Origin of the sequence: Duganella sp. 1224 (assembly GCF_013408245.1) — a bacterium.
Classification (GTDB): Bacteria; Pseudomonadota; Gammaproteobacteria; order Burkholderiales; family Burkholderiaceae_D; genus Rugamonas.
Genome location: NZ_JACBYS010000002.1, coordinates 647,424 through 665,098, shown reverse-complemented (window position 1 = coordinate 665,098; position 17,675 = coordinate 647,424). Strand labels below are relative to the sequence as shown.

At 65.6% G+C, this 17,675-nt stretch carries 19 protein-coding genes; 11 read left to right on the top strand and 8 right to left on the bottom strand.

Annotated elements, in window-relative coordinates; all coding sequences use genetic code 11:
- Window positions 1-77 precede the first annotated feature (77 nt).
- Together FHW58_RS15000 and FHW58_RS14995 are read left to right on the top strand one after the other, a co-directional pair.
- Window positions 78-356 carry a hypothetical protein gene (locus FHW58_RS15000; RefSeq protein WP_179673929.1) on the top strand — a complete coding sequence of 93 codons (279 nt, stop codon included), beginning with the start codon at window positions 78-80 and terminating at the stop codon, window positions 354-356.
- Between the two features lie 291 nt (window positions 357-647).
- Complete coding sequence (locus FHW58_RS14995; protein WP_179673928.1) at window positions 648-989, top strand: hypothetical protein; 342 nt, start codon at window positions 648-650, stop codon at window positions 987-989.
- Window positions 990-1,047: 58 nt separating this feature from the next.
- On the opposite strand, the gene FHW58_RS14990 is transcribed toward FHW58_RS14995, so the two are convergent.
- A complete protein-coding gene (locus FHW58_RS14990) occupies window positions 1,048-1,893 on the bottom strand; it encodes an HDOD domain-containing protein (RefSeq protein WP_179673927.1) in 846 nt (281 codons plus the stop codon).
- The gene (locus tag FHW58_RS14985; RefSeq protein ID WP_179673926.1) at window positions 1,886-2,233 is read right to left on the bottom strand and encodes a hypothetical protein; all 348 of its coding nucleotides are present in this window, start codon (window positions 2,231-2,233) and stop codon (window positions 1,886-1,888) included. Before FHW58_RS14985 ends, FHW58_RS14990 begins: the two co-directional genes overlap by 8 nt.
- Before the next feature lie 121 nt (window positions 2,234-2,354).
- Here FHW58_RS14985 and FHW58_RS14980 point away from each other — a divergent pair, with 121 nt between their 5' ends.
- Window positions 2,355-3,935 (top strand): sensor histidine kinase, encoded by a 1,581-nt coding sequence (locus FHW58_RS14980; protein ID WP_179673925.1) that lies wholly within the window; start codon window positions 2,355-2,357, stop codon window positions 3,933-3,935.
- Window positions 3,936-3,993: 58 nt separating this feature from the next.
- Here FHW58_RS14980 and FHW58_RS27715 read toward each other — a convergent pair whose 3' ends face one another.
- A complete protein-coding gene (locus FHW58_RS27715; RefSeq protein WP_373996680.1) occupies window positions 3,994-4,224 on the bottom strand; it encodes a PEP-CTERM sorting domain-containing protein in 231 nt (76 codons plus the stop codon).
- A 403-nt stretch (window positions 4,225-4,627) separates the two neighbouring features.
- Here FHW58_RS27715 and FHW58_RS14970 point away from each other — a divergent pair, with 403 nt between their 5' ends.
- The 6 genes from FHW58_RS14970 to FHW58_RS14945 all read left to right on the top strand — a co-directional run bounded on the left by FHW58_RS14970 (window position 4,628) and on the right by FHW58_RS14945 (window position 10,801).
- On the top strand, window positions 4,628-5,449 hold the full coding sequence (locus tag FHW58_RS14970; RefSeq protein ID WP_229265329.1) for a ChaN family lipoprotein: 822 nt from the start codon (window positions 4,628-4,630) through the stop codon (window positions 5,447-5,449).
- Window positions 5,450-5,770 carry a thioredoxin family protein gene (locus FHW58_RS14965; RefSeq protein WP_179673922.1) on the top strand — a complete coding sequence of 107 codons (321 nt, stop codon included), beginning with the start codon at window positions 5,450-5,452 and terminating at the stop codon, window positions 5,768-5,770.
- A gap of 64 nt (window positions 5,771-5,834) precedes the next feature.
- Window positions 5,835-7,094, top strand: a complete 1,260-nt coding sequence (locus FHW58_RS14960) for an MFS transporter (protein ID WP_179673921.1) — start codon at window positions 5,835-5,837, stop codon at window positions 7,092-7,094.
- A gap of 138 nt (window positions 7,095-7,232) precedes the next feature.
- Window positions 7,233-8,636, top strand: a complete 1,404-nt coding sequence (locus FHW58_RS14955) for an MFS transporter (protein ID WP_179673920.1) — start codon at window positions 7,233-7,235, stop codon at window positions 8,634-8,636.
- The gene (locus tag FHW58_RS14950; RefSeq protein ID WP_179673919.1) at window positions 8,636-9,742 is read left to right on the top strand and encodes an aldose epimerase family protein; all 1,107 of its coding nucleotides are present in this window, start codon (window positions 8,636-8,638) and stop codon (window positions 9,740-9,742) included. The genes FHW58_RS14955 and FHW58_RS14950 overlap by 1 nt, the downstream gene beginning before the upstream one ends.
- Window positions 9,743-9,811: 69 nt before the next feature.
- Window positions 9,812-10,801, top strand: coding sequence for a LacI family DNA-binding transcriptional regulator (locus FHW58_RS14945; protein WP_179673918.1), 990 nt, complete (start codon window positions 9,812-9,814; stop codon window positions 10,799-10,801).
- 72 nt (window positions 10,802-10,873) lie between these two features.
- Here the strand turns inward: FHW58_RS14945 and FHW58_RS14940 are convergent, their stop codons facing one another.
- The 4 genes from FHW58_RS14940 to FHW58_RS14925 are packed head-to-tail and all read right to left on the bottom strand — an operon-like array spanning window position 10,874 to window position 14,418.
- A complete protein-coding gene (locus tag FHW58_RS14940; protein WP_179673917.1) occupies window positions 10,874-12,136 on the bottom strand; it encodes an FAD/NAD(P)-binding oxidoreductase in 1,263 nt (420 codons plus the stop codon).
- Window positions 12,133-12,390 carry a (2Fe-2S)-binding protein gene (locus FHW58_RS14935; RefSeq protein WP_179673916.1) on the bottom strand — a complete coding sequence of 86 codons (258 nt, stop codon included), beginning with the start codon at window positions 12,388-12,390 and terminating at the stop codon, window positions 12,133-12,135. Before FHW58_RS14935 ends, FHW58_RS14940 begins: the two co-directional genes overlap by 4 nt.
- Window positions 12,383-13,489, bottom strand: a complete 1,107-nt coding sequence (locus tag FHW58_RS14930; protein WP_179673915.1) for an FAD-binding oxidoreductase — start codon at window positions 13,487-13,489, stop codon at window positions 12,383-12,385. Before FHW58_RS14930 ends, FHW58_RS14935 begins: the two co-directional genes overlap by 8 nt.
- Window positions 13,486-14,418 (bottom strand): 4-hydroxyproline epimerase, encoded by a 933-nt coding sequence (locus tag FHW58_RS14925; RefSeq protein WP_218892768.1) that lies wholly within the window; start codon window positions 14,416-14,418, stop codon window positions 13,486-13,488. The genes FHW58_RS14930 and FHW58_RS14925 overlap by 4 nt, the downstream gene beginning before the upstream one ends.
- Before the next feature lie 91 nt (window positions 14,419-14,509).
- Between FHW58_RS14925 and FHW58_RS14920 the strand changes: the two genes are divergently transcribed.
- Window positions 14,510-15,271 carry an AraC family transcriptional regulator gene (locus FHW58_RS14920; RefSeq protein WP_229265328.1) on the top strand — a complete coding sequence of 254 codons (762 nt, stop codon included), beginning with the start codon at window positions 14,510-14,512 and terminating at the stop codon, window positions 15,269-15,271.
- A 3-nt stretch (window positions 15,272-15,274) separates the two neighbouring features.
- Here FHW58_RS14920 and FHW58_RS14915 read toward each other — a convergent pair whose 3' ends face one another.
- Entirely contained in the window at window positions 15,275-16,756 is a 1,482-nt protein-coding gene (locus tag FHW58_RS14915; RefSeq protein WP_179673913.1) for a diguanylate cyclase domain-containing protein, read from the bottom strand.
- Window positions 16,757-16,902: 146 nt separating this feature from the next.
- Here FHW58_RS14915 and FHW58_RS27535 point away from each other — a divergent pair, with 146 nt between their 5' ends.
- Entirely contained in the window at window positions 16,903-17,631 is a 729-nt protein-coding gene (locus FHW58_RS27535) for a contractile injection system protein, VgrG/Pvc8 family (RefSeq protein ID WP_229265327.1), read from the top strand.
- The last annotated feature ends 44 nt before the right edge of the window (window positions 17,632-17,675 follow it).

The window sequence follows — 17,675 nt, the reverse complement described above, 5'->3', positions numbered from 1 at the left end:
GGCGGCACAGCCGATAGTTTATCGTATTTGCCGCAACGGTCACTTGATTTTGCTTGCTGTTGCGCTACAGTGGAGCCATGGCAATCAATATAACGTCCACCTCCAACGCGAATCCGCTGCAGCTGAATCTGCGCGAGACCCGCGCCAACCGTGTCGAGCAGCGTAGCGAGCAGGCGGCGGAGACGCGCCGCAGCGACACGGCGCGACGCGCCGAGAAGGATGACGCCGTACTCCAGCAGCGCGTCAAGCAAAACAGCGAAGCCACCCGCAACGAAGCCCGCGCCAACGACCAGGCGGTCGCCGACCGCCGCGGCAGCGAAAAAACGCTGGGCCGCAACATCGACACCACCGCCTGAAAACCGGGGTCAGTGCCGACATTCGGACATTTCGCACGCGAAATGTCCGAATGTCGGCACTGACCCCGGTTTTGCTGTGTAACAGTTTCCTACAAGTTCTTGTGTGCGACACACTCTGGTCCCATGTGATGAAATAGCATTGTTGCTAAGGTTTCTAGCCACTGATTGATGTCGAACAATCTTAGCCCGGTGTGCGCTGGTATCTTGTGCAAATAGCAATTCCAGAATCTAAGTTTTGCTTAAGTTCAAACCAGCACTATCTGTTCACCCCAACTCACGAGGAATTTCATCATGGCACATCATGCTCTCGCTTCTCAGGAAAGCTACAACCCTAACCACCTGCTGGATATCTTGCTCGGCAAGATGCAGCTGAAGAACGATGCCGCGCTGTCGCGCCTGCTGGAAGTGGCGCCGCCGGTGATCAGCAAAATCCGCCACCACCGCCTGCCGGTCGGCGCTTCCCTGCTGATCCGCATGCACGAAGTGACCGGCATGAGCATCCGCGACCTGCGCGACCTGATGGGCGACCGCCGCACCAAGTACCGCCTGTCCGACGCCCAGGGCCGTCCGAAGCCAGAAGACCGTCCAGCCACCGATAAAAAGGCCGAGGCCGGAAACGCGGCACATCATTGATGCGCCCGCGCATGCGCCTGCCGGTGCGAGGATGATCCCGTCCCGGCAGGACGCCACTTCAGGTTAGCAACACCATAGAGATTTCTTCATACTGCAATTCCGTTTCGCGGAAGATCTGCAGATACACTTCCTCATCGAGGCCCAGCGCGGTCCAGGCCACGGTGGACACAGGCGGCACCAGGTCGTCCTGTACCTGCGCCAGATCGAGCGCATGGACAATCGCGTCGGCCACGTGGATGATGGCCGCCAAAAAGCCCGCGCCCGGCGCTTCCGGGTCGTGGTGGCCGCCGATGGCCAGCCGCATCGTATCGGAAAAATTCCAGTGTTCTGCCAGTGCCAGGCCGGCGTCGACGTGATCGACGCCCAGCACGCTGCGCTCGGCGTCCAGCATGTAGCAGTCGTGCTGCTCGCGGTAGGCGATGGCTTCCGAGTAGTGATTCGGGAAGCAGGACACCAGCACCAGCCGGCCGATGTCGTGCAGCAGCCCGGCGGTGAAAGCGTAGTCCTGGTTGAAGCGCATCTGCCGCGCCAGCACCTTGGCGCAGGCGGCGGTGGCGATCGAGTGGCGCCAGAACGCCTTGTGGTCGAAGCCGGGGCAGTGGCCCTCGGCGAAGCAGCCGGTGACGGCCGCCGCCGTGATCAGGTTGCGCGTGGTCTGGAAACCCAGGAAGGTGATGGCCTGCTGGATGGTGGTGACCTTGACCTGCAGGCCGTACAGCGAGGAGTTGGCCAGGCGCAGTGTCTTGGCCGTCAGCGCCTGGTCGTAGCTGACCTTCTTGGCCAGCACCGAAATGTCGACGTCGTCTTGGTCGATGCTGTTGAGCAGTTCCATCACCACCGCCGGCAGCGAGGGCAGGTCGTCCAGCGTGCGCACCACGTCGTCGTAGCTCAGGGTATTACTCATGGTCGGGCGTCTCCTCCGCACCCAGGCGGAAATCGGTGACGAAGCGGCGCAGCGTGGCGGTGGCCCAGTCGCTGTCGCGGTCCGGATCGGTCTTGCGGAACAGGTGAGCCAGGCGCGCCTCGTGGTGCTGCAGCGTGGCGGCCGCCTGCTCCGGCGTCACCTCGTCCTTGACGATGGGCAGCACGGCAATGCCGTGGCGCGGCATCAGCGCCAGCATGGCCTCGGTCAGCACCGTGCCCTGCGGCAGCAGCACGTGGCCCTGCACGTCCAGCAGCACGTCGGACAGCACCATGCCGGGCCGCACCTCCGCCAGTGTCAGTTGATGATAATTGCCTGTCATGCCCGCCTCCTGCTTGCTTCCTGGTCACTATTTCCCGATCTTACCATTGTCTTGCCAAGATGCAGCCCATACCGTACATTGGGACGTTGCCGTCAAATCCGTGTTGTCGGGAGATCGCTCGATGTTTGGTATTAAAGGCCGCTTAACGCTGCTTTTTGTGGTCATAGTCACCCTGGTGCTGGGCGTGTCCGGCACCTACGCCCAGTACAGCCTTGGCCATGAACTGGAGGTCAGCAGCCAGCGCCTGCGCCAGGGCGTGCTGACGCGTCTGCAGACCAGCCTGCCGTCGGCGCTGTGGGACCTCGACAAGGCCAAGGTCGACAACATCGTCGCGGCCGAGATGATGCCGCCGGAACTGGTGTCGATCCGCGTCTATGATACGTCGGTTGGCCTGTTCTCGGGCAAGCTGCGCAACGAGAACGGCACCATTACCTCGATTGAAAACGACGCCGCCGTGCCGGGCACGCCGGTGGTGGCCGACCTGGCTTACCGCGATTCCGGCGCGGCCGGGGCGGCCCTCAAGCCGGTCATCGTCGGCCGCGTGGTGGTCAACTTCAGCCGCGCGCAGATCGACGCCACCCTGGCCGCCGAGGTGCGGCGCAAGGTGACCGAGGTGCTGATCCTCGACCTGATCCTGGTGGCGGCGCTGGCGTGGTCGCTGCGCTTCGTGTTCGGCCCGCTCAAGCAGCTGCGCGACGGCCTGTTCGATCTGGCCACGCGCGGCAGCGACGAGGTGGAGGAACTGCCGGACAACCGCCAGGACGAGCTGGGCGAGGTGATCCGCGGCTTCAACGCCATCCAGCGCAAGATCAAGTCCAACATCCAGCGCATCCGCGAGGCCGAGGACGAGGCGCGCAAGTCGGCCCAGGCCACCGCCAAGGCGATGGACGATCTGCGCCGCACGCAGGAGTCGCTGCTGCAGGCCGAGCGGCTGGCGTCGCTGGGCGGGCTGGTGGCCGGCGTCGCCCACGAGATCAACACGCCGGTCGGCATCGCGCTGACCAGCGCCTCGGTGCTGATGGAGGCCACCGAGAAGGTGCAGGCCTCGGTCGAGGGCGGCAACGTCAAGAAGTCCGACATCACGCGCTACCTGGAGACGGCCTCGGAAAGCACGCGGCTGATCATGAACAACGCCTACCGGGCGGCGCACCTGATCCACAGCTTCAAGCAGATCGCGGTCGACCAGGTGAGCGAGGCGCGCCGCCGCTTCGAGCTGCGCGACTACATCAACGAGGTGGTGTCCAGCCTGCAGCCGAGGTTGAAGAAGACGCGCATCACGGTCAGCATCGTCTGCCCGGCCGACATCATGCTGGACAGCTATCCGGGCGCGCTGGCGCAGGTCATCACCAACCTGACGTTGAACTGCGTCGACCACGCCTTCGATCCCGAGGACGAGGGCCGCATCGAGATTGGCGTGGCGCAGCAGGGCGACTGGATCGAGATGCATGTGACCGACAACGGCAAGGGCATTCCGCCGGACATGCTGGACAAGGTGTTCGACCCCTTCGTGACCACCCGCCGCGGCCAGGGCGGCACCGGCCTGGGCCTGAATATCGTGTTCAACCTGATCGCCAAGCAGTTTGGCGGCAGCATCACCGTGGCCAGCGTGCTGGGGCAGGGCGCCAGCTTCACGCTGCGCATGCCGTGCGTGACGCCGTCCGACGACACCGCGCTGCAGCCGGACAGCCGCCTGCACGCTTGAGCGGCGGACGTAAAAAATCCCGCGCGCGGCGGGATGTGGTGTGAACGGATGAGACGGCTCAGTCGCTGAACTTGTCCGGCGACTGGCGGCTGCGCGAGGCCACGCCCAGCACAACCAGGCCCAGCATCAGCATGACGAAGGTTTCCGGCTCCGGCACCGGCGTGGCCGGCACGTCCTGCTGGCGCTGTTTCGGATCGGCGGGCGGCAGCGTATGCTCGGCGTCGTCGGATGGGGCGGCAACGGACGCGTCGGTGCTGCACGGCGCGGTGTCGTGCGCGTCGCAGTGCACCAGTTCGATTGTTGCAGGTGCAATATTGCTGTTTGCCGGTGCGGCAGGCTGAGCCTGTACGGCGCCGGCGAGGCTTAAAGCTAGTAAAGCAGTCGAGATCAAGGACGGTACTTTCACGATGACACTCCCGGCAGTGCTACAAGAACAGGAAGTTAAGGTCGATTTAATGCACAAACTGTAAAATGATGCGGTATCAATCTGACACTTGCTACCGTTCTGATATTAAATCATATCCCATAATAAATTGCCATCTGTTTTTCTTTTGGAACAACGTAATTTTGCGCCGCAACAACACCTGTCGGCGGCTTGCCAGTGGCGCAGATGAATATCACTTTTTCAACAAACCAATTTGCACAAGACAGGCGTTCATCAGATGATTTCCACATATAGGGCCAGAATTCGATTGACTTCGGCGGTGTCGGCGGCGGTAGTGCTGGCGGGCTGCGCCAGCGGCGGCAAGCCAGCGACCGCGCCGGCGTCCGACCTGCTGGGGGCGGGCAATCCCCAGGTGCTGCTGCTGGGCGAGGTGCACGACAACGCCCAGGGCCACAAGCTGCGCTACGAGCTGCTGCGCCAGCGGGTGGAGGCCGGCTGGCGCCCGGCCATCGTCATGGAGCAGTTCGACCGCGAGAACCAGGACCTGGTCGACAAGGCGCAGAAAGGCTGCGCCGATGCGCAGTGCGTGATCCGGGTGGCCGGCGGTGCGCACTGGGATTGGCAATTGTATTATCCTGTGATTCAACTGGCGCTGACCTACCATCTGCCGCTGGTGGCCGGCAATCTGTCGCGTTCCGACGCCTCGCGCGTGGTGCGCGATGGCGTGGCCTCCAGCTTTGATCCGAAAAGCGTCAGGCAATACCAGCTGGACCAGCCGCTGCCGGCGGCCATCGTCAGCGAGCAACAGCAGGAGATCATCAGCGGCCATTGCAATATGCTGCCGGAGATGATGGTCGGCGGCATGGTCAACGCCCAGGTGGCGCGCGACATCTGGATGGCCAAGATCGTGCTGGACCAGCAGCCGCGCGACGTTGTGCTGATCGCCGGCAACGGCCACGTGCGCAAGGACATCGGCGCCGGCTACTGGATCCGGCAGGCGGCGCCCACGCTGAGCATGCGCAGCGTGGGGTTTATCGAGGGCCGCGACAACGGCGGCCGGTATGACAGCATTCAGCCACTGGCGCCGCAACAGCGCGACGACCCGTGCAAACAGGTGAAAAAGGGATAAATGAAAACACGCTACATCCCCGAGGCGCCGCAGCGCGCCGAGGTCGACGCGATGCAGGGGCCGGTCTTGCTGGAATTCGGCGCCAACTGGTGCGGCCACTGCATGGCCGCGCAGCCGCCGCTGCAGCAAGCCTTTGCCGGCAGCGAGAGCGTGGCGCACTACAAGGTCGAGGACGGCCCGGGCCGGCCGCTGGGGCGCTCGTTCCGCGTCAAGCTGTGGCCCACCTTCATCTTCCTGCTGGACGGCGAGGAAAAGGCGCGCGTGGTGCGGCCGCTACGCGCCGACGAGCTGGCCGTCGGCTTTGCGCAAATAGACCCCTAGTCAAGCTTGGCAATCCTGCAAGGGGATGTGTATGATGGCCCGCACACCCACTGCAGGAGCGCCCATGAGTCAGCACCAGACCAATTCGGCCGGCACCGTGCTGTTTGCCAGCCTGATCGGCACTACCATCGAGTTCTTCGACTTCTACATCTACGCCACGGCGGCGGTGCTGGTGTTTCCCAAGCTCTTCTTCCCGGCCAGCGATCCCGCCGCCGCCACGCTGCAGTCGCTGGCCACGTTCGCCATCGCCTTCTTCGCGCGCCCGGTCGGCTCGGCCGTGTTCGGCCACTTCGGCGACCGCGTCGGCCGCAAGGCGACGCTGGTGGCGGCGCTGCTGACCATGGGCATCTCCACCGTGGTGATCGGCCTGCTGCCGACCTACGCCACCATCGGCACGCTGGCGCCGGCGCTGCTGGCGCTGTGCCGCTTTGGCCAGGGCCTGGGCCTGGGCGGCGAATGGGGCGGCGCAGTGCTGCTGGCCACCGAGAACGCGCCGCCAGGCAAGCGCGCCTGGTACGGCATGTTCCCGCAACTGGGCGCGCCGATCGGCTTTTTCCTGTCGGGCGGCATCTTCTTGCTGCTGAGCCAGCTGCTGAGCGACGCCGAATTCTTCAGCTACGGCTGGCGCATTCCCTTCCTGGCCAGCTCGCTGCTGGTGATCGTTGGCCTGTATATCCGCCTGAAGATCCACGAGACGCCGGACTTCCAGCAGGTGCTGGACAAGAACGAGCGCGTCAAGGTGCCGGTGCTGGCCGTGTGGCAGCAGCACGGCCGGGCGCTGGTGCTGGGCACGCTGATCGCGCTGGCCACCTTCGTGCTGTTCTACCTGATGACGGTGTTCGCGCTGAGCTGGGGCACCACCGCGCTGAAGTTCTCGCGCCAGCATTTCCTGATCCTGCAATTGTTCGCCGTGCTGTTCTTCGCGCTGACGATACCGGTGTCGGCCGTGTGGGCCGACCGCAAGGGCCGCCGCACCACGCTGATCTGGGTCTCGGCCGCCATTGCCGTGTTCGGCCTGGCGCTGGCGCCGATGTTCGGCTCCGGCAGCAGCCTGCAGGTTACGCTGTTCCTGTCGGTCGGCCTGGGCCTGATGGGCCTGACCTATGGCCCGCTCGGCACCATCCTGTCGGAACTGTTCCCGGCCGAGGTGCGCTACACCGGCTCGTCGCTGACCTTCAACCTGGCCGGCATCCTGGGCGCCTCGCTGGCGCCGTACGCCGCCACCTGGCTGGCGACCAACTATGGATTGCAGTACGTGGGCTACTATCTGTCGGCCGCCGCGCTGATCACGCTGGTGGCGCTGCTGCTGGTAAAAACACGCTAAGTCATCGTACAACAGTTGGCGGCGGGCGCATCTTTCTGCTTGCTTCCGCCGTTTTATGGTTGTACGATGACATACGACTAAAGCATGATCTCGTGGAGACCGAGAGATCATCACCATAAACACACAATAAGTGATGCCATGAACCTGAGCGAGCCCGTCAATGCGCAAGCGGTGGCCCAGTCCGTCGGTAAGTACCGCTGGACCATCTGCGCCCTGTTGTTTTTTGCTACCACCGTCAATTACCTGGACCGGCAGGTCCTGAGCCTGCTGGCGCCGGCGTTGTCGACCGAGTTCGGCTGGAGTAACACCGACTACGCCAACATCGCCGCCGCCTTCCAGTTTGTCTACGCCATCTCGATGCTGTTTGCCGGCCGCGTGGTCGACAAGATCGGCACCAAGGCCGCCTACGTGGTGGCCATCACCGTGTGGTCGCTGGGTGCGCTGATGCACGCGTTCTCGGTGCCGATGGGCGAGGTGGCGGTGGCCTTCCTCGGCATCTTTGGCGTGGCGGCGGTGCCGTCGATCGTCGGCTTCATGCTGTCGCGCGCGGTGCTGGCGGTGGGCGAGGCCGGCAACTTCCCGGCCGCCATCAAGGCCACCGCGGAATACTTCCCGAAGAAGGAACGCTCCTTCGCCACCGGCATCTTCAACTCCGGCGCCAATGTGGGCGCGGTGCTGGCGCCGATCACCGTGCCGCTGCTGGCCGCCATCTGGGGCTGGCAGGCGGCCTTCATCATGATCGGCATGCTGGGCTTCATCTGGATGAGCGTCTGGCTGTGGCTGTACGAGAAGCCCGAGCAGCAGCCGCGCCTGACGGCCGCCGAACTGGCCTACATCCGCAGCGACTCGGTGGCGCCGGCGGAAAACAGCGAGCAAGCATCGATCGCCGCCGCCAAGAAAGTGTCGTGGTTCCAGTTGCTGAAGTACCGTCAGACCTGGGCCTTCGCCTTCGGTAAATTCATGACCGACGGCGTCTGGTGGTTCTTCCTGTTCTGGCTGCCGACCTACCTGTCGGCACAGTACGGCATGAAGGGCGAGGCCATCGTCATCCCGCTGGCCGTGTTGTACAGTATGACCATGATCGGCTCGATCGGCGGCGGCTGGTTCCCCAGCTACTTCATGGCGCGCGGCTATGCACCGTACGACGGCCGCATGAAGGCCATGCTGCTGATCGCCTTCTTCCCGCTGGTGGTGCTGCTGGCGCAGCCGCTCGGCTCCATCAGCTACTGGATACCGGTATTGCTGATCGGCGTGGGCGCGTCGGCGCACCAGGCCTGGTCGGCCAACATCTTCACCACCGTGTCCGACATGTTCCCGCAAAAATCGGTGGCGTCGGTGATCGGCATCGGCGGCATGGCCGGCGGCATCGGCGGCGTGCTGCTGACCAAGCTGGGTGGCTGGGTGTTCGACTACTACAAGTCGGTCAACGACATCCACACCGGCTACATGATCATGTTCGGCATCTGCGCGCTGGCCTACCTGGCGGCATGGGTGGTGATGAAGGCGCTGGTGCCGCGCCACAAGGAAATCACCGACCTGTGATGCGCGCCACGCTTCCGGCCGCGCTGCTGGCGGCCTCCCTGTTCGCCAGCGGCGCCGCGGTTGCCGGCGCCGGCCTGCGCGTGGAACCGTACGGCGTCACCGCCGCCGGCCAGAAGGTCGAAAAAGTGGTGCTGGAAAATGCGCGCGGCATGCGGCTGGCCTACATCGACTACGGCGCCACGCTGGTGCAGGCCGACGTCGCCGACCGCGATGGCCAGCGCGCCAACGTCATTCTCAGCCTGCCCGACCTGGCCGCGTTCGAGCGCACGCGTGGCCGGTACGGCGCCATCATCGGCCGCTACGCCGGCCGCATCGCCAACGCCCGCTACACGCTGGACGGCAAGACCGTGCAACTGATCTCCAACTACAAGGGCATGGCCCTGCATGGCGATCCGGACCCGTACGACAAGCGCGTCTGGCAGCGCCAGGACTTTGCCGACCAGGACGCGATCGGCTCGGTCTACCGGCTGCACAGTCCCGACGGCGACCAGAATTTCCCCGGCGCGCTGGACGTCACCGTGACCTACCGCCTGCTGCGCCAGCGCGACGAATTCCGCATCGAATACCAGGCCACGACCAGCGCGCCGACGGTGCTCAACCTGACCAACCACGTCTACCTCAACCTGGCCGGCGCCGCCGCCAACACGCTGGCGGAGCACCGCTTCCAGATCGACGCCGATCGCTATCTGGAAACCGACGCGATGCGCATCCCCACCGGCAAGCTGCTGGACGTGGCGGGCACGCCGTTCGATTTCCGCAGCGCGGCCAGCGTCACCGAGCGCCTGCCATCGGTGCCGGGCGGCTTTGACCACAGCCTGGTGCTGAGCAAACCGCCGGGCACCTACGCGCGCGTGGCCACCATCACCGCCGCCGGGCGACGGCTGGTGGTCGGCACCAGCGAGCCGTCGGTACAGCTATACACCGTCAATGGCTTTGACGGCAAGGAGATCGGCAGCGAGGGCGTGGCCTATCAGCGGCACGGCGCGTTTGCGTTTGAAACCCAGCACCTGCCGGACAGTCCAAACCACGCCAACTTCCCCAGCACGGCGTTGTATCCGGGTCAGGTGTTCAAATCCGAGACGCGCTTCTACTTCGGCGACGACTGAGGGATCATGCCGTCATGCTAAGATTGTCCCTTTGGTGCAGCATGCGCCAGGATATACGACAGTCTGAACATGAAAAAAAACGTAGCCACCATCCGTGACGTCGCCGCCGCCGCCGGCGTATCGACCGCCACCGTCTCTAAGTTCGTCAACGGTGCGCAGCGCTTCTCGCCCGCCGTGGAAGCGACCATCACGGAGGTGATTGCAAAGCTGGGCTACCGTTCCAACCCGCTGGCGGCGTCGATGATCACCGGCCGCACCAAGAGCATCGGCCTGTCGGTGCTGGACGTCAGCAACCCGCACTTCACCAGCATCGTCAAGGGCGCCAACCGCGTGGCGCTGGCGCACGGCTACACGCTGCTGCTGGTTGACACCGAGGAAAATCCCGGCCGCGAACGCCCGCTGCTGGAGGCGCTGAGCCGCCGCGTGGACGGCATGATCGTCTTTTCGCGCATGCTGGAATCGGAAATGGACTGGATGACGGAACTGGGCAAGCCGCTGGTGTTCTTCGGCCGCCTGAACCGGCTGGAGATCCCGTGGGTGATCAGCGACGACCACCGCGGCGCCTACATGCTGACGCGCCACCTGGTATCGCTGGGCCACAAGCGCATCGCCTACCTGAGCTTCCCGCGCTCGCGGCGCGACGAGGAGCGCCTGGGCGGCATCCGCGAATGCCTGGCCGCGCACGGCCTGGAACTGAGCGTGCATGAAGGCAGCGCGCCGACGGCGGCCGAGGGCGAGCGCGTATGCTCTTCCATCATGCTGGGCGCCCAGCATCCCGACGCGCTGATCTGCTACAACGACCTGATGGCGCTGGGCTTCATGAAAGCCGCGCAGTCGCTGGGCTTCAAGCTACCGGAGGACATGTCGGTGGCCGGCTTCGACAACATCCACTACGGCCTGTACACCTCGCCGCCACTGACCACGGTAGACCTGCAAAGTGAGCGCATGGGCGCGGCGGCGATGGAAAAACTGATCGCCACCATCGACGGCAAGGAGCCGCCGGCCACCACCATGATCGAACCGCAACTAATCCTGCGCGGCTCCACCATCAAGCGCTAACCCCCAAACCGGGGTCAGTGCCGACATTCGGACACGAACGCTGCCGTTGCGCCGTCCGTCGCCGGGTTACGATCAATCGATGATGCTGGAAATCCGCGCCGGTGACACCGGCAGGCGCACCGCGTCCGGCCGCCAGCCGTACAGCACTTCGGTGGCGCCGCCGCAGATGCGGCCCTGGCACGGTCCCATGCCGCAGCGGGTCTGCAGCTTGGCGCTGCGCCAGCCGGTGTGCGTGCGCAGGTCGCCATGGCAGACGTCTTCGCAGCGGCAGACGATGGTGTCGTCGCCGGCCAGCGTGCGCAATTCGGGACGCAGCGCAAACGCGCGCGCCAGCCTTGCGGCAAACTTTTTCCAGTAGGTGCGCTGCGCGATGCTTTCCCGCGCCAGCACCTCGTGCCCGCTGGCCGCCAGGCCGGCGATGCGGCCTTCGGCCAGCGCCAGATCGACGCCGCCCACGCCGGTGCCTTCGCCGGCGCAGTAGATGCCGGCCACGGAGGTCAGTTGCAGCTCATCGACCCGGACCACGGCCTGGCCGTTTTCGGCGGCGGTGGCACAGCCCAGCGCCTGCGCCAGCTCCACGTTGGGCAACAGGCCGTAGCCGCAGGCCAGGTAATCGCATTGCAGCGTTTCCACTTCCGGCACGCCGCTGCGCTGGATCTGCACCGACTGCAGCGTGCCATCGCCCTGCGCCGACAGCACATAGCTGTTGCGCAGATACGGCACGCCGCGCAACTGCGCGCCCAGTTGCAGCGCCTGCGTGATTTTGGACGGCGTGGCCAGCAGGCCGGCGCCGAAGCGCAGCAGCGCCGGCGTGGACGCCTGCTCGACGATGGCAACGATGTGCGCGCCCTTGCCGCGCAGCGTGGTGGCGACGGCCAGCAGCAGCGGGCCGCTGCCGGCCACCACCACGCGCTTGCCCTGCAACGGGTAACCGCCCTTGGACAACGCCTGCAGGCCGCCGGCGCCGGTCACGCCGGGCAGCGTCCAGCCGGGGAAGGGCAGCAGGCGCTCGCGCGCGCCGGTCGCCAGCACCAGTTTGTTGTAATGCAGGGTGGCCGACGCCGACGGCGTCTGCACCAGCAGATGGCCGGGCTGCAGCGCATACAGCACGCGCGTCTGTGGCAGGAACACCATGCGGCGCGAGCTGCTCAACGCCGCCCACAGCTGGCGCGCGCGCGGGTCGCTTTGCTGTTCGGGATCGCCGCGCCAGATCTGGCCGCCGGCGTGCGGATTGTCGTCGACCACGCCGACCAGGGCGCCTTGCTCCATGGCCGCGTGGGCCGCCGCCAGTCCGGCCGGCCCGGCACCCACCACCAGCACGTCGAAGCGCTTCATGCCGTGGCTCCGGTCACGATGTGCATGCCATCGGCGCACAGCATCTGGCACGACAGCTGGTGCGGGCGGCCGTCGATGGTGACGCGGCATTCCTGGCAGACGCCCATGCCGCACAAGGGCGCGCGCGCGGCGCCGCCCACGGAGCGGCGCGTGATCGTGTTGCCGGCCATGGCGATGGCGGCGGCCACGGTCACGCCGGCGGGCACGCTGATCTCGTGGGCGTTGATGTTGATGGTGATCTGGGCGTCAGTCATGGAAGCGTCCCGGCAGATAGGGCGCAAACGGGATGCGCGTTTTTTCGTTGTGCATCTGGCCGGCCAGCAGTTGCGCCGTCGCCAGGGAGGTGGTGATGCCCAGCCCTTCATGGCCGGTGGCCAGCCACAAGCCGCGTCGGGCGGCGCAAGGGCCGATCAGCGGCAGACCGTCCGGCGTGGCGGCGCGGAAGCCGGTCCAGGTGCGCAGCACGTTCAGCTCCGCCAGCCGCGGCGTGAAGGCGGCGGCGTGGCGCAGCATCCGTTGCAGCATGGCCGGCTCCACCGCCGGATCGCTGGTGTCGAACTGGCGCGAGGAGCCGATCAGGAGCTGTCCCGTGGGGCGCGGCTGCAGGTTGAAGGCGACCGAGTCGCCGCTGGCCGCGTGCGCGCTCTTGATGTAGCCCAGCTCCACCAGCTGGTGCTTCACAAAGCCGGGATAGCGGTCGGTGATGGCGAGGTGGCCCTTCTTGGGCTGGATCGGCAGTTCCGGCAGCAGCGCGCTGGAACGCGCGCCGGCCGCCAGCACGATGTGCTGCGCCTGATGGCGGGTACCGTCGCTCAGCACCACGCCGTGGTCTTCGATCGCCGTCACGGTGGCGCGCTTGGTGATGGTGCCGCGCCGCATGGCGCGGTCCAGCAGGATGCGGGTGGTCTTGGGCGGATAGACCAGGCCATCGCCGCGCACCAGCAGGCCGCCCGCCAGACCTGCGCGCAGTTGCGGCTCGCGCGCGTACAGCGCCGGCGGCGTCAGCACCTCGGCCAGCAGGCCGTGGCCGGCCAGCGTCTGCGCCTTGTGCAGCGCGGCGTCCATCTCTTCGTCATCGGCGGCGACCCAGATGGTGCCGCAGCCGCTGTACTCGTGGCGCTGCGGACGATCGCCCACCAGATCCTTCCACAGCGCGAGCGAGTAGGAGGACAGCGCCAGTTCGGCAGCGTTGTCGTCCATGACCACCAGGTGGCCCATGCCGGCCGCCGTGGCGCCGCCGCCGGCGATATCCTGCTCGATGACCGCCACGCGCAGCCCGCGCTCGCTGAGCGCATCCGCACACGCGGCGCCGACGATGCCGGCGCCGATGACGATCACTTCGGCATGATTCAACGGATGCCCCAGACGAAAGGATCGCTCGGATCGAGGATCAGCTGCGCCTGCGCATTGACCCAGGCCTTGCCGCGGATGCTCGGCAGCAGCTGGCCGTCGCGCACGCGGTACGAGCCTTCAAACACGCTGCCGATCACGCTCTCCTGCTTCCACAGCGCGCCCTCGGCCAGCTTGCCGTCGGCCGCCAGGCAGGCCAGCTTGGCGCTGGTGCCGGTGCCGCAAGGCGAGCGGTCGTAAGCCTTGCCGGGGCAGAGCACGAAGCTCTGGCTGTCCGCGCCGGTGCGCGAATCGGCAAACAGTTCGATGTGGTCGATCACCGCGCCGTTGTCGCCGGTGATGCCCTGGTCGGCCAGGGCGGCGGCAACGGCCACCGTGTAGCTGGTCAGCGCCTCGACGTTGCGCACGTGGAGGTCCTGCCCATGCTCGGCCACCAGGAAGAACCAGTTGCCGCCGTAGGCGATGTCGCCGGTCACCGGGCCGATGCCCGGCACGTCGACAGTGACGGCGGCGCGGCTGCGCCAGGACGCGACGTTGTCGACGGTGACGCTGCCGTCGGCATGCAGCTCCGCCTCCACCACGCCCACCGGCGTATCGATGCGGTGACGGCCGGGCGCGATGCGGCCCATGAAGGCCAGCGACGCCACCAGGCCGATGGTGCCGTGGCCGCACATGCCGAGGTAGCCGACGTTGTTAAAGAAGATCACGCCCGCGACACAGTCCGGCGCGTGCGGCTCGCACAGCAGGGCGCCCACCAGTACGTCCGAGCCGCGCGGTTCGCAGACGACGGCGGAGCGGAAATTGTCATGGGCGGCGCGCAGCCGGGCCACGCGCTCGCTGAGCGGGCCGTTGCCCAGATCGGGGCCGCCGTCGGTCACCAGGCGGGTTGGCTCGCCGCCGGTATGGGAGTCGATGATGGAGATGGTTTTCATGTCTGCATCTTAGGATGGGCGGCCGCCGTTGTCTTGCACCACTTGCGCACGATGGGTGACGAAATCCGCATAATGGTGCAGAATGCGCTGCATGCACGCCACGCACCACGACACCGCCCGCGCCGCGCTGGGCGCCACCATCGACAATCCGTTCTTCGCGGAAGGGCTGTTCGACGCGTTGCCGGACGTGGTGTTCTTCGTCAAGGACGTGCAAGGCCGCTACGTGGTGGTCAACCAGACCTTGGTGCAGCGATGCGGCCAGCGGCACAAATCGGCGCTGATCGGCCGGACGCCGGTGGAGGTATTCTCCCATCCCTTCGGCCAGACCTATCACGCGCAGGACTTGCAGGTGCTGGCAGGCGACAGTGACATCGACAACCAGCTGGAACTGCACCTGTATCCCAACCGCGATCCCGGCTGGTGCCTGACGCGCAAGACCGCGCTGCGCGACACTCACGGCCGCATCGTCGGCCTGACCGGCATCTCGCGCGACCTGGCGATGGCAGATAAAAAAAATCCCGCCTACCGCAAGGTGGCGGCGGCGGTGAACGTGATCCACGAGCAGTACGGTCAACCGTTGCAACTGCCGGAACTGGCGCGCATCGCCAACATGTCGGTGGCGCAGATCGAGCGCTACTTCCTGCGCATCTTCCACCTGACGCCGCGCCAGATGATCATTCAGACTCGCGTGGACGCTGCCTCGCGCATGCTGAGCGGCGGCGCCAGCGTGGCGGAAATTGCCCAGGCCTGCGGCTACGGCGACCACTCCGCCTTCACCCGCCAGTTCAAAGCCACCACCGGCCTCACGCCCAGCCAATACCGGCAACTGGCAGCGCGGCGCGCGGAGCGCTGAACCTCAGGCGACCGGCTCGACGTCTGCCGCCTCCACCCGATTGCGGCCCAGTTGTTTGGCGCGGTACAGCGCCACATCGGCGGTTTTTAGCGCCGACAAAATAAGGTCATGCTCGCACGGCCTCAGCACCGTGACGCCGACGCTGATGGTCAGCACCTCATACGGCGAAGTCATATGCGGGATCTTCAACTCGGCCACGCAGCGGCAGATGATGGCCGCCATTTGCAAGGCCTGCTCTTTGTCCGCGCATTGAGCGATCAGCGCGAATTCCTCGCCGCCATAGCGCGCCACGAAGTCGCCGCTGCGGCGCGCATGGCTGGCCAATGCGGCGGCCACCGCGCGCAGCGCGTCGTCGCCGGCCTGGTGGCCGTAGTAGTCGTTGTACTGCTTGAACAGATCGACATCGATCAATGCCAGCATCAGTGGCTGCCCGCTGCGGCGCGCGCGGCTCCACTCGGCCGCCAGTGTTTCGTCGAAGCGCCGGCGATTGGGGATGCCGGTCAGGCCGTCAGTGGCGCTGATCGCGGCCAGGCGCGCATTGCTGCGTTCGAGCTCACGGGTGCGTGCGCGCACGCGGCTTTCCAGTTCGCGCTCGCGCGTCTGCAGCTCGTTCAGCAGCACGGCGAAACCGATGCCGATGATGCACAGCGTCAGAATGAACTCCTGCGCGCGCACCACCTCCAGGTGGATCGGCACCTCGCCGAACGGTTTGAGGCCGGTGGTCATCATCATCGCGGTGCCGAGCGAAATCAGCGCCACCAGCAGCGTTGTCAGGCGCACGCCGAAACGGAACGCAATTACCGCCACCGCCGGCAGCAGCAGGGTGGGCGTGACCGACACGTTCTCGATTTGGCCGCCCTGTGCGGACAGCACGGCCAGGGCCAGCAGCAGCGTCAGCACCAGCGCCGCATCGTCCCAGCGCGTCAGCCTTGGACGCTGGTGCTGCGGCTGCGTGAAAGCCAGCAGCAGCGGCGTGTAGATCAGCAGGCCCAGACCATCGCCAAACCACCACACGCGCGCCAGCGTCAGATAGGGCGTGGCCGAGCCGCCGACCTGCTGCAGCACGACGGCGGCGGCCAGGCCGGCCAGCAGCGCGCCGCACACCGGGCCGGCGAGAATGAACTTGATCAGGTCCTGCAAACGGTGCAGGTGCGGCGACGCGCGGCTCAACAGCATCAGCCGGTAGGCCACCGCCACCTCCAGCAGGTTGACGGCGCTGAACAGCACCGCCTCGTACCAGCGGAAGACGGGCAGGTTGGCCAGCACGTCGGAGCTGAAGGTGAGGGCGGCCATCAGCGGCGCGCGCCGGCCGCGGAAGCGCAGCAGCGCCGCCAGCAGCACCGCGTTGGGCAGCCACACCACCACCGCGTTTTCCGGCGTGACCGCGCAGAAGAAAGTCAGCTTGACGCTGGCAAAATGGAACAGCGGCAGCAGCAGGCAAAACAGCCAGCCAGGCCGCCGCCAGAATTTTTCGCGTTTGATCATTATCAGCATCATCGTGTGGCCGCTGTGGTGCTGTCAATGATTGCGATGTGAAATTGTCATGGCCCCGCTCGATAGTGTTGCTGAACGTCAAAATCGCCGTCGTCCATCGTGCCATCATTGGCCACTCGTAGCGAGCGGGAGAGACGATGGAAAGCGACAGCGACTTTTTCGGCTTCATGGCCCTGGCCAAGGAACTGATCACCGACAACCGGCCACTACGCCTGCGTCTTGCCCTACCTGGCGGCGTTAACGATGACATGCTGCTGCCGCAGCGCGTGTTCGGCTCCGAAAGCATCTGCGGCGGCATCGAGTACCGTGTGCTATGCGTCTCCGCCAACGCCCATCTGCCGCTGAAGCAGATGATCGCCGTGCCGGCGGTGCTGCAATTCGTCACCGACCGCGGCGACCTGCGCAACGTCTGCGGCATCGTCACCGAGGCCAGCTCCGGCGACAGCGACGGCGGCCTGGCCAGCTACCAGCTGGTGCTACGCGACGCGCTGGCCATCCTGGAAAAGCGTACCAACACCCGCGTGTTCCGCAACATGGACGAAGTCGACATCGTCCTGCGCATCCTCAACGAATGGCGGCAGAAAAACCCAGTGCTCGGCACCTGCTTCAACACGAGAAGGATGGCTTACACTGAAAACGATAAATTGCTAGCCATACTGTATGTATCTAATGCGAGCTTGGGGCTCGTTCTATCTTTAGCAGGATACTTTAGCTTAGCGATATTTTGGCCGTTGTTTGTCGCTGCACTTTTGCTGGCCATCGTTATTTTTGTGCTCAAAAAATCTGCTCTGACTAAATGGTTAAGTCATTGTTTTTTTCGTCCAATTACAGCGAATCCGGCTACGCGAATTTGGAAGAAGAGCTAAGTGCCCTTCATCATGCACTGGGGGCCTAAAATGGATGAGCGTAT

Excerpts from the sequence above, each read along its gene's own strand:
- FHW58_RS15000 (WP_179673929.1), top strand. The coding sequence starts at position 78 with ATGGCAATCAATATAACGTCCACCTCCAACGCGAATCCGCTGCAGCTG.
- FHW58_RS14995 (WP_179673928.1), top strand. The coding sequence starts at position 648 with ATGGCACATCATGCTCTCGCTTCTCAGGAAAGCTACAACCCTAACCAC.
- FHW58_RS14990 (WP_179673927.1), bottom strand. The coding sequence starts at position 1,893 with ATGAGTAATACCCTGAGCTACGACGACGTGGTGCGCACGCTGGACGAC.
- FHW58_RS14985 (WP_179673926.1), bottom strand. The coding sequence starts at position 2,233 with ATGACAGGCAATTATCATCAACTGACACTGGCGGAGGTGCGGCCCGGC.
- FHW58_RS14980 (WP_179673925.1), top strand. The coding sequence starts at position 2,355 with ATGTTTGGTATTAAAGGCCGCTTAACGCTGCTTTTTGTGGTCATAGTC.
- FHW58_RS14965 (WP_179673922.1), top strand. The coding sequence starts at position 5,450 with ATGAAAACACGCTACATCCCCGAGGCGCCGCAGCGCGCCGAGGTCGAC.
- FHW58_RS14960 (WP_179673921.1), top strand. The coding sequence starts at position 5,835 with ATGAGTCAGCACCAGACCAATTCGGCCGGCACCGTGCTGTTTGCCAGC.
- FHW58_RS14955 (WP_179673920.1), top strand. The coding sequence starts at position 7,233 with ATGAACCTGAGCGAGCCCGTCAATGCGCAAGCGGTGGCCCAGTCCGTC.
- FHW58_RS14950 (WP_179673919.1), top strand. The coding sequence starts at position 8,636 with ATGCGCGCCACGCTTCCGGCCGCGCTGCTGGCGGCCTCCCTGTTCGCC.
- FHW58_RS14945 (WP_179673918.1), top strand. The coding sequence starts at position 9,812 with ATGAAAAAAAACGTAGCCACCATCCGTGACGTCGCCGCCGCCGCCGGC.
- FHW58_RS14940 (WP_179673917.1), bottom strand. The coding sequence starts at position 12,136 with ATGAAGCGCTTCGACGTGCTGGTGGTGGGTGCCGGGCCGGCCGGACTG.
- FHW58_RS14935 (WP_179673916.1), bottom strand. The coding sequence starts at position 12,390 with ATGACTGACGCCCAGATCACCATCAACATCAACGCCCACGAGATCAGC.
- FHW58_RS14925 (WP_218892768.1), bottom strand. The coding sequence starts at position 14,418 with ATGAAAACCATCTCCATCATCGACTCCCATACCGGCGGCGAGCCAACC.
- FHW58_RS14920 (WP_229265328.1), top strand. The coding sequence starts at position 14,510 with ATGCACGCCACGCACCACGACACCGCCCGCGCCGCGCTGGGCGCCACC.
- FHW58_RS14915 (WP_179673913.1), bottom strand. The coding sequence starts at position 16,756 with ATGATCAAACGCGAAAAATTCTGGCGGCGGCCTGGCTGGCTGTTTTGC.
- FHW58_RS27535 (WP_229265327.1), top strand. The coding sequence starts at position 16,903 with ATGGAAAGCGACAGCGACTTTTTCGGCTTCATGGCCCTGGCCAAGGAA.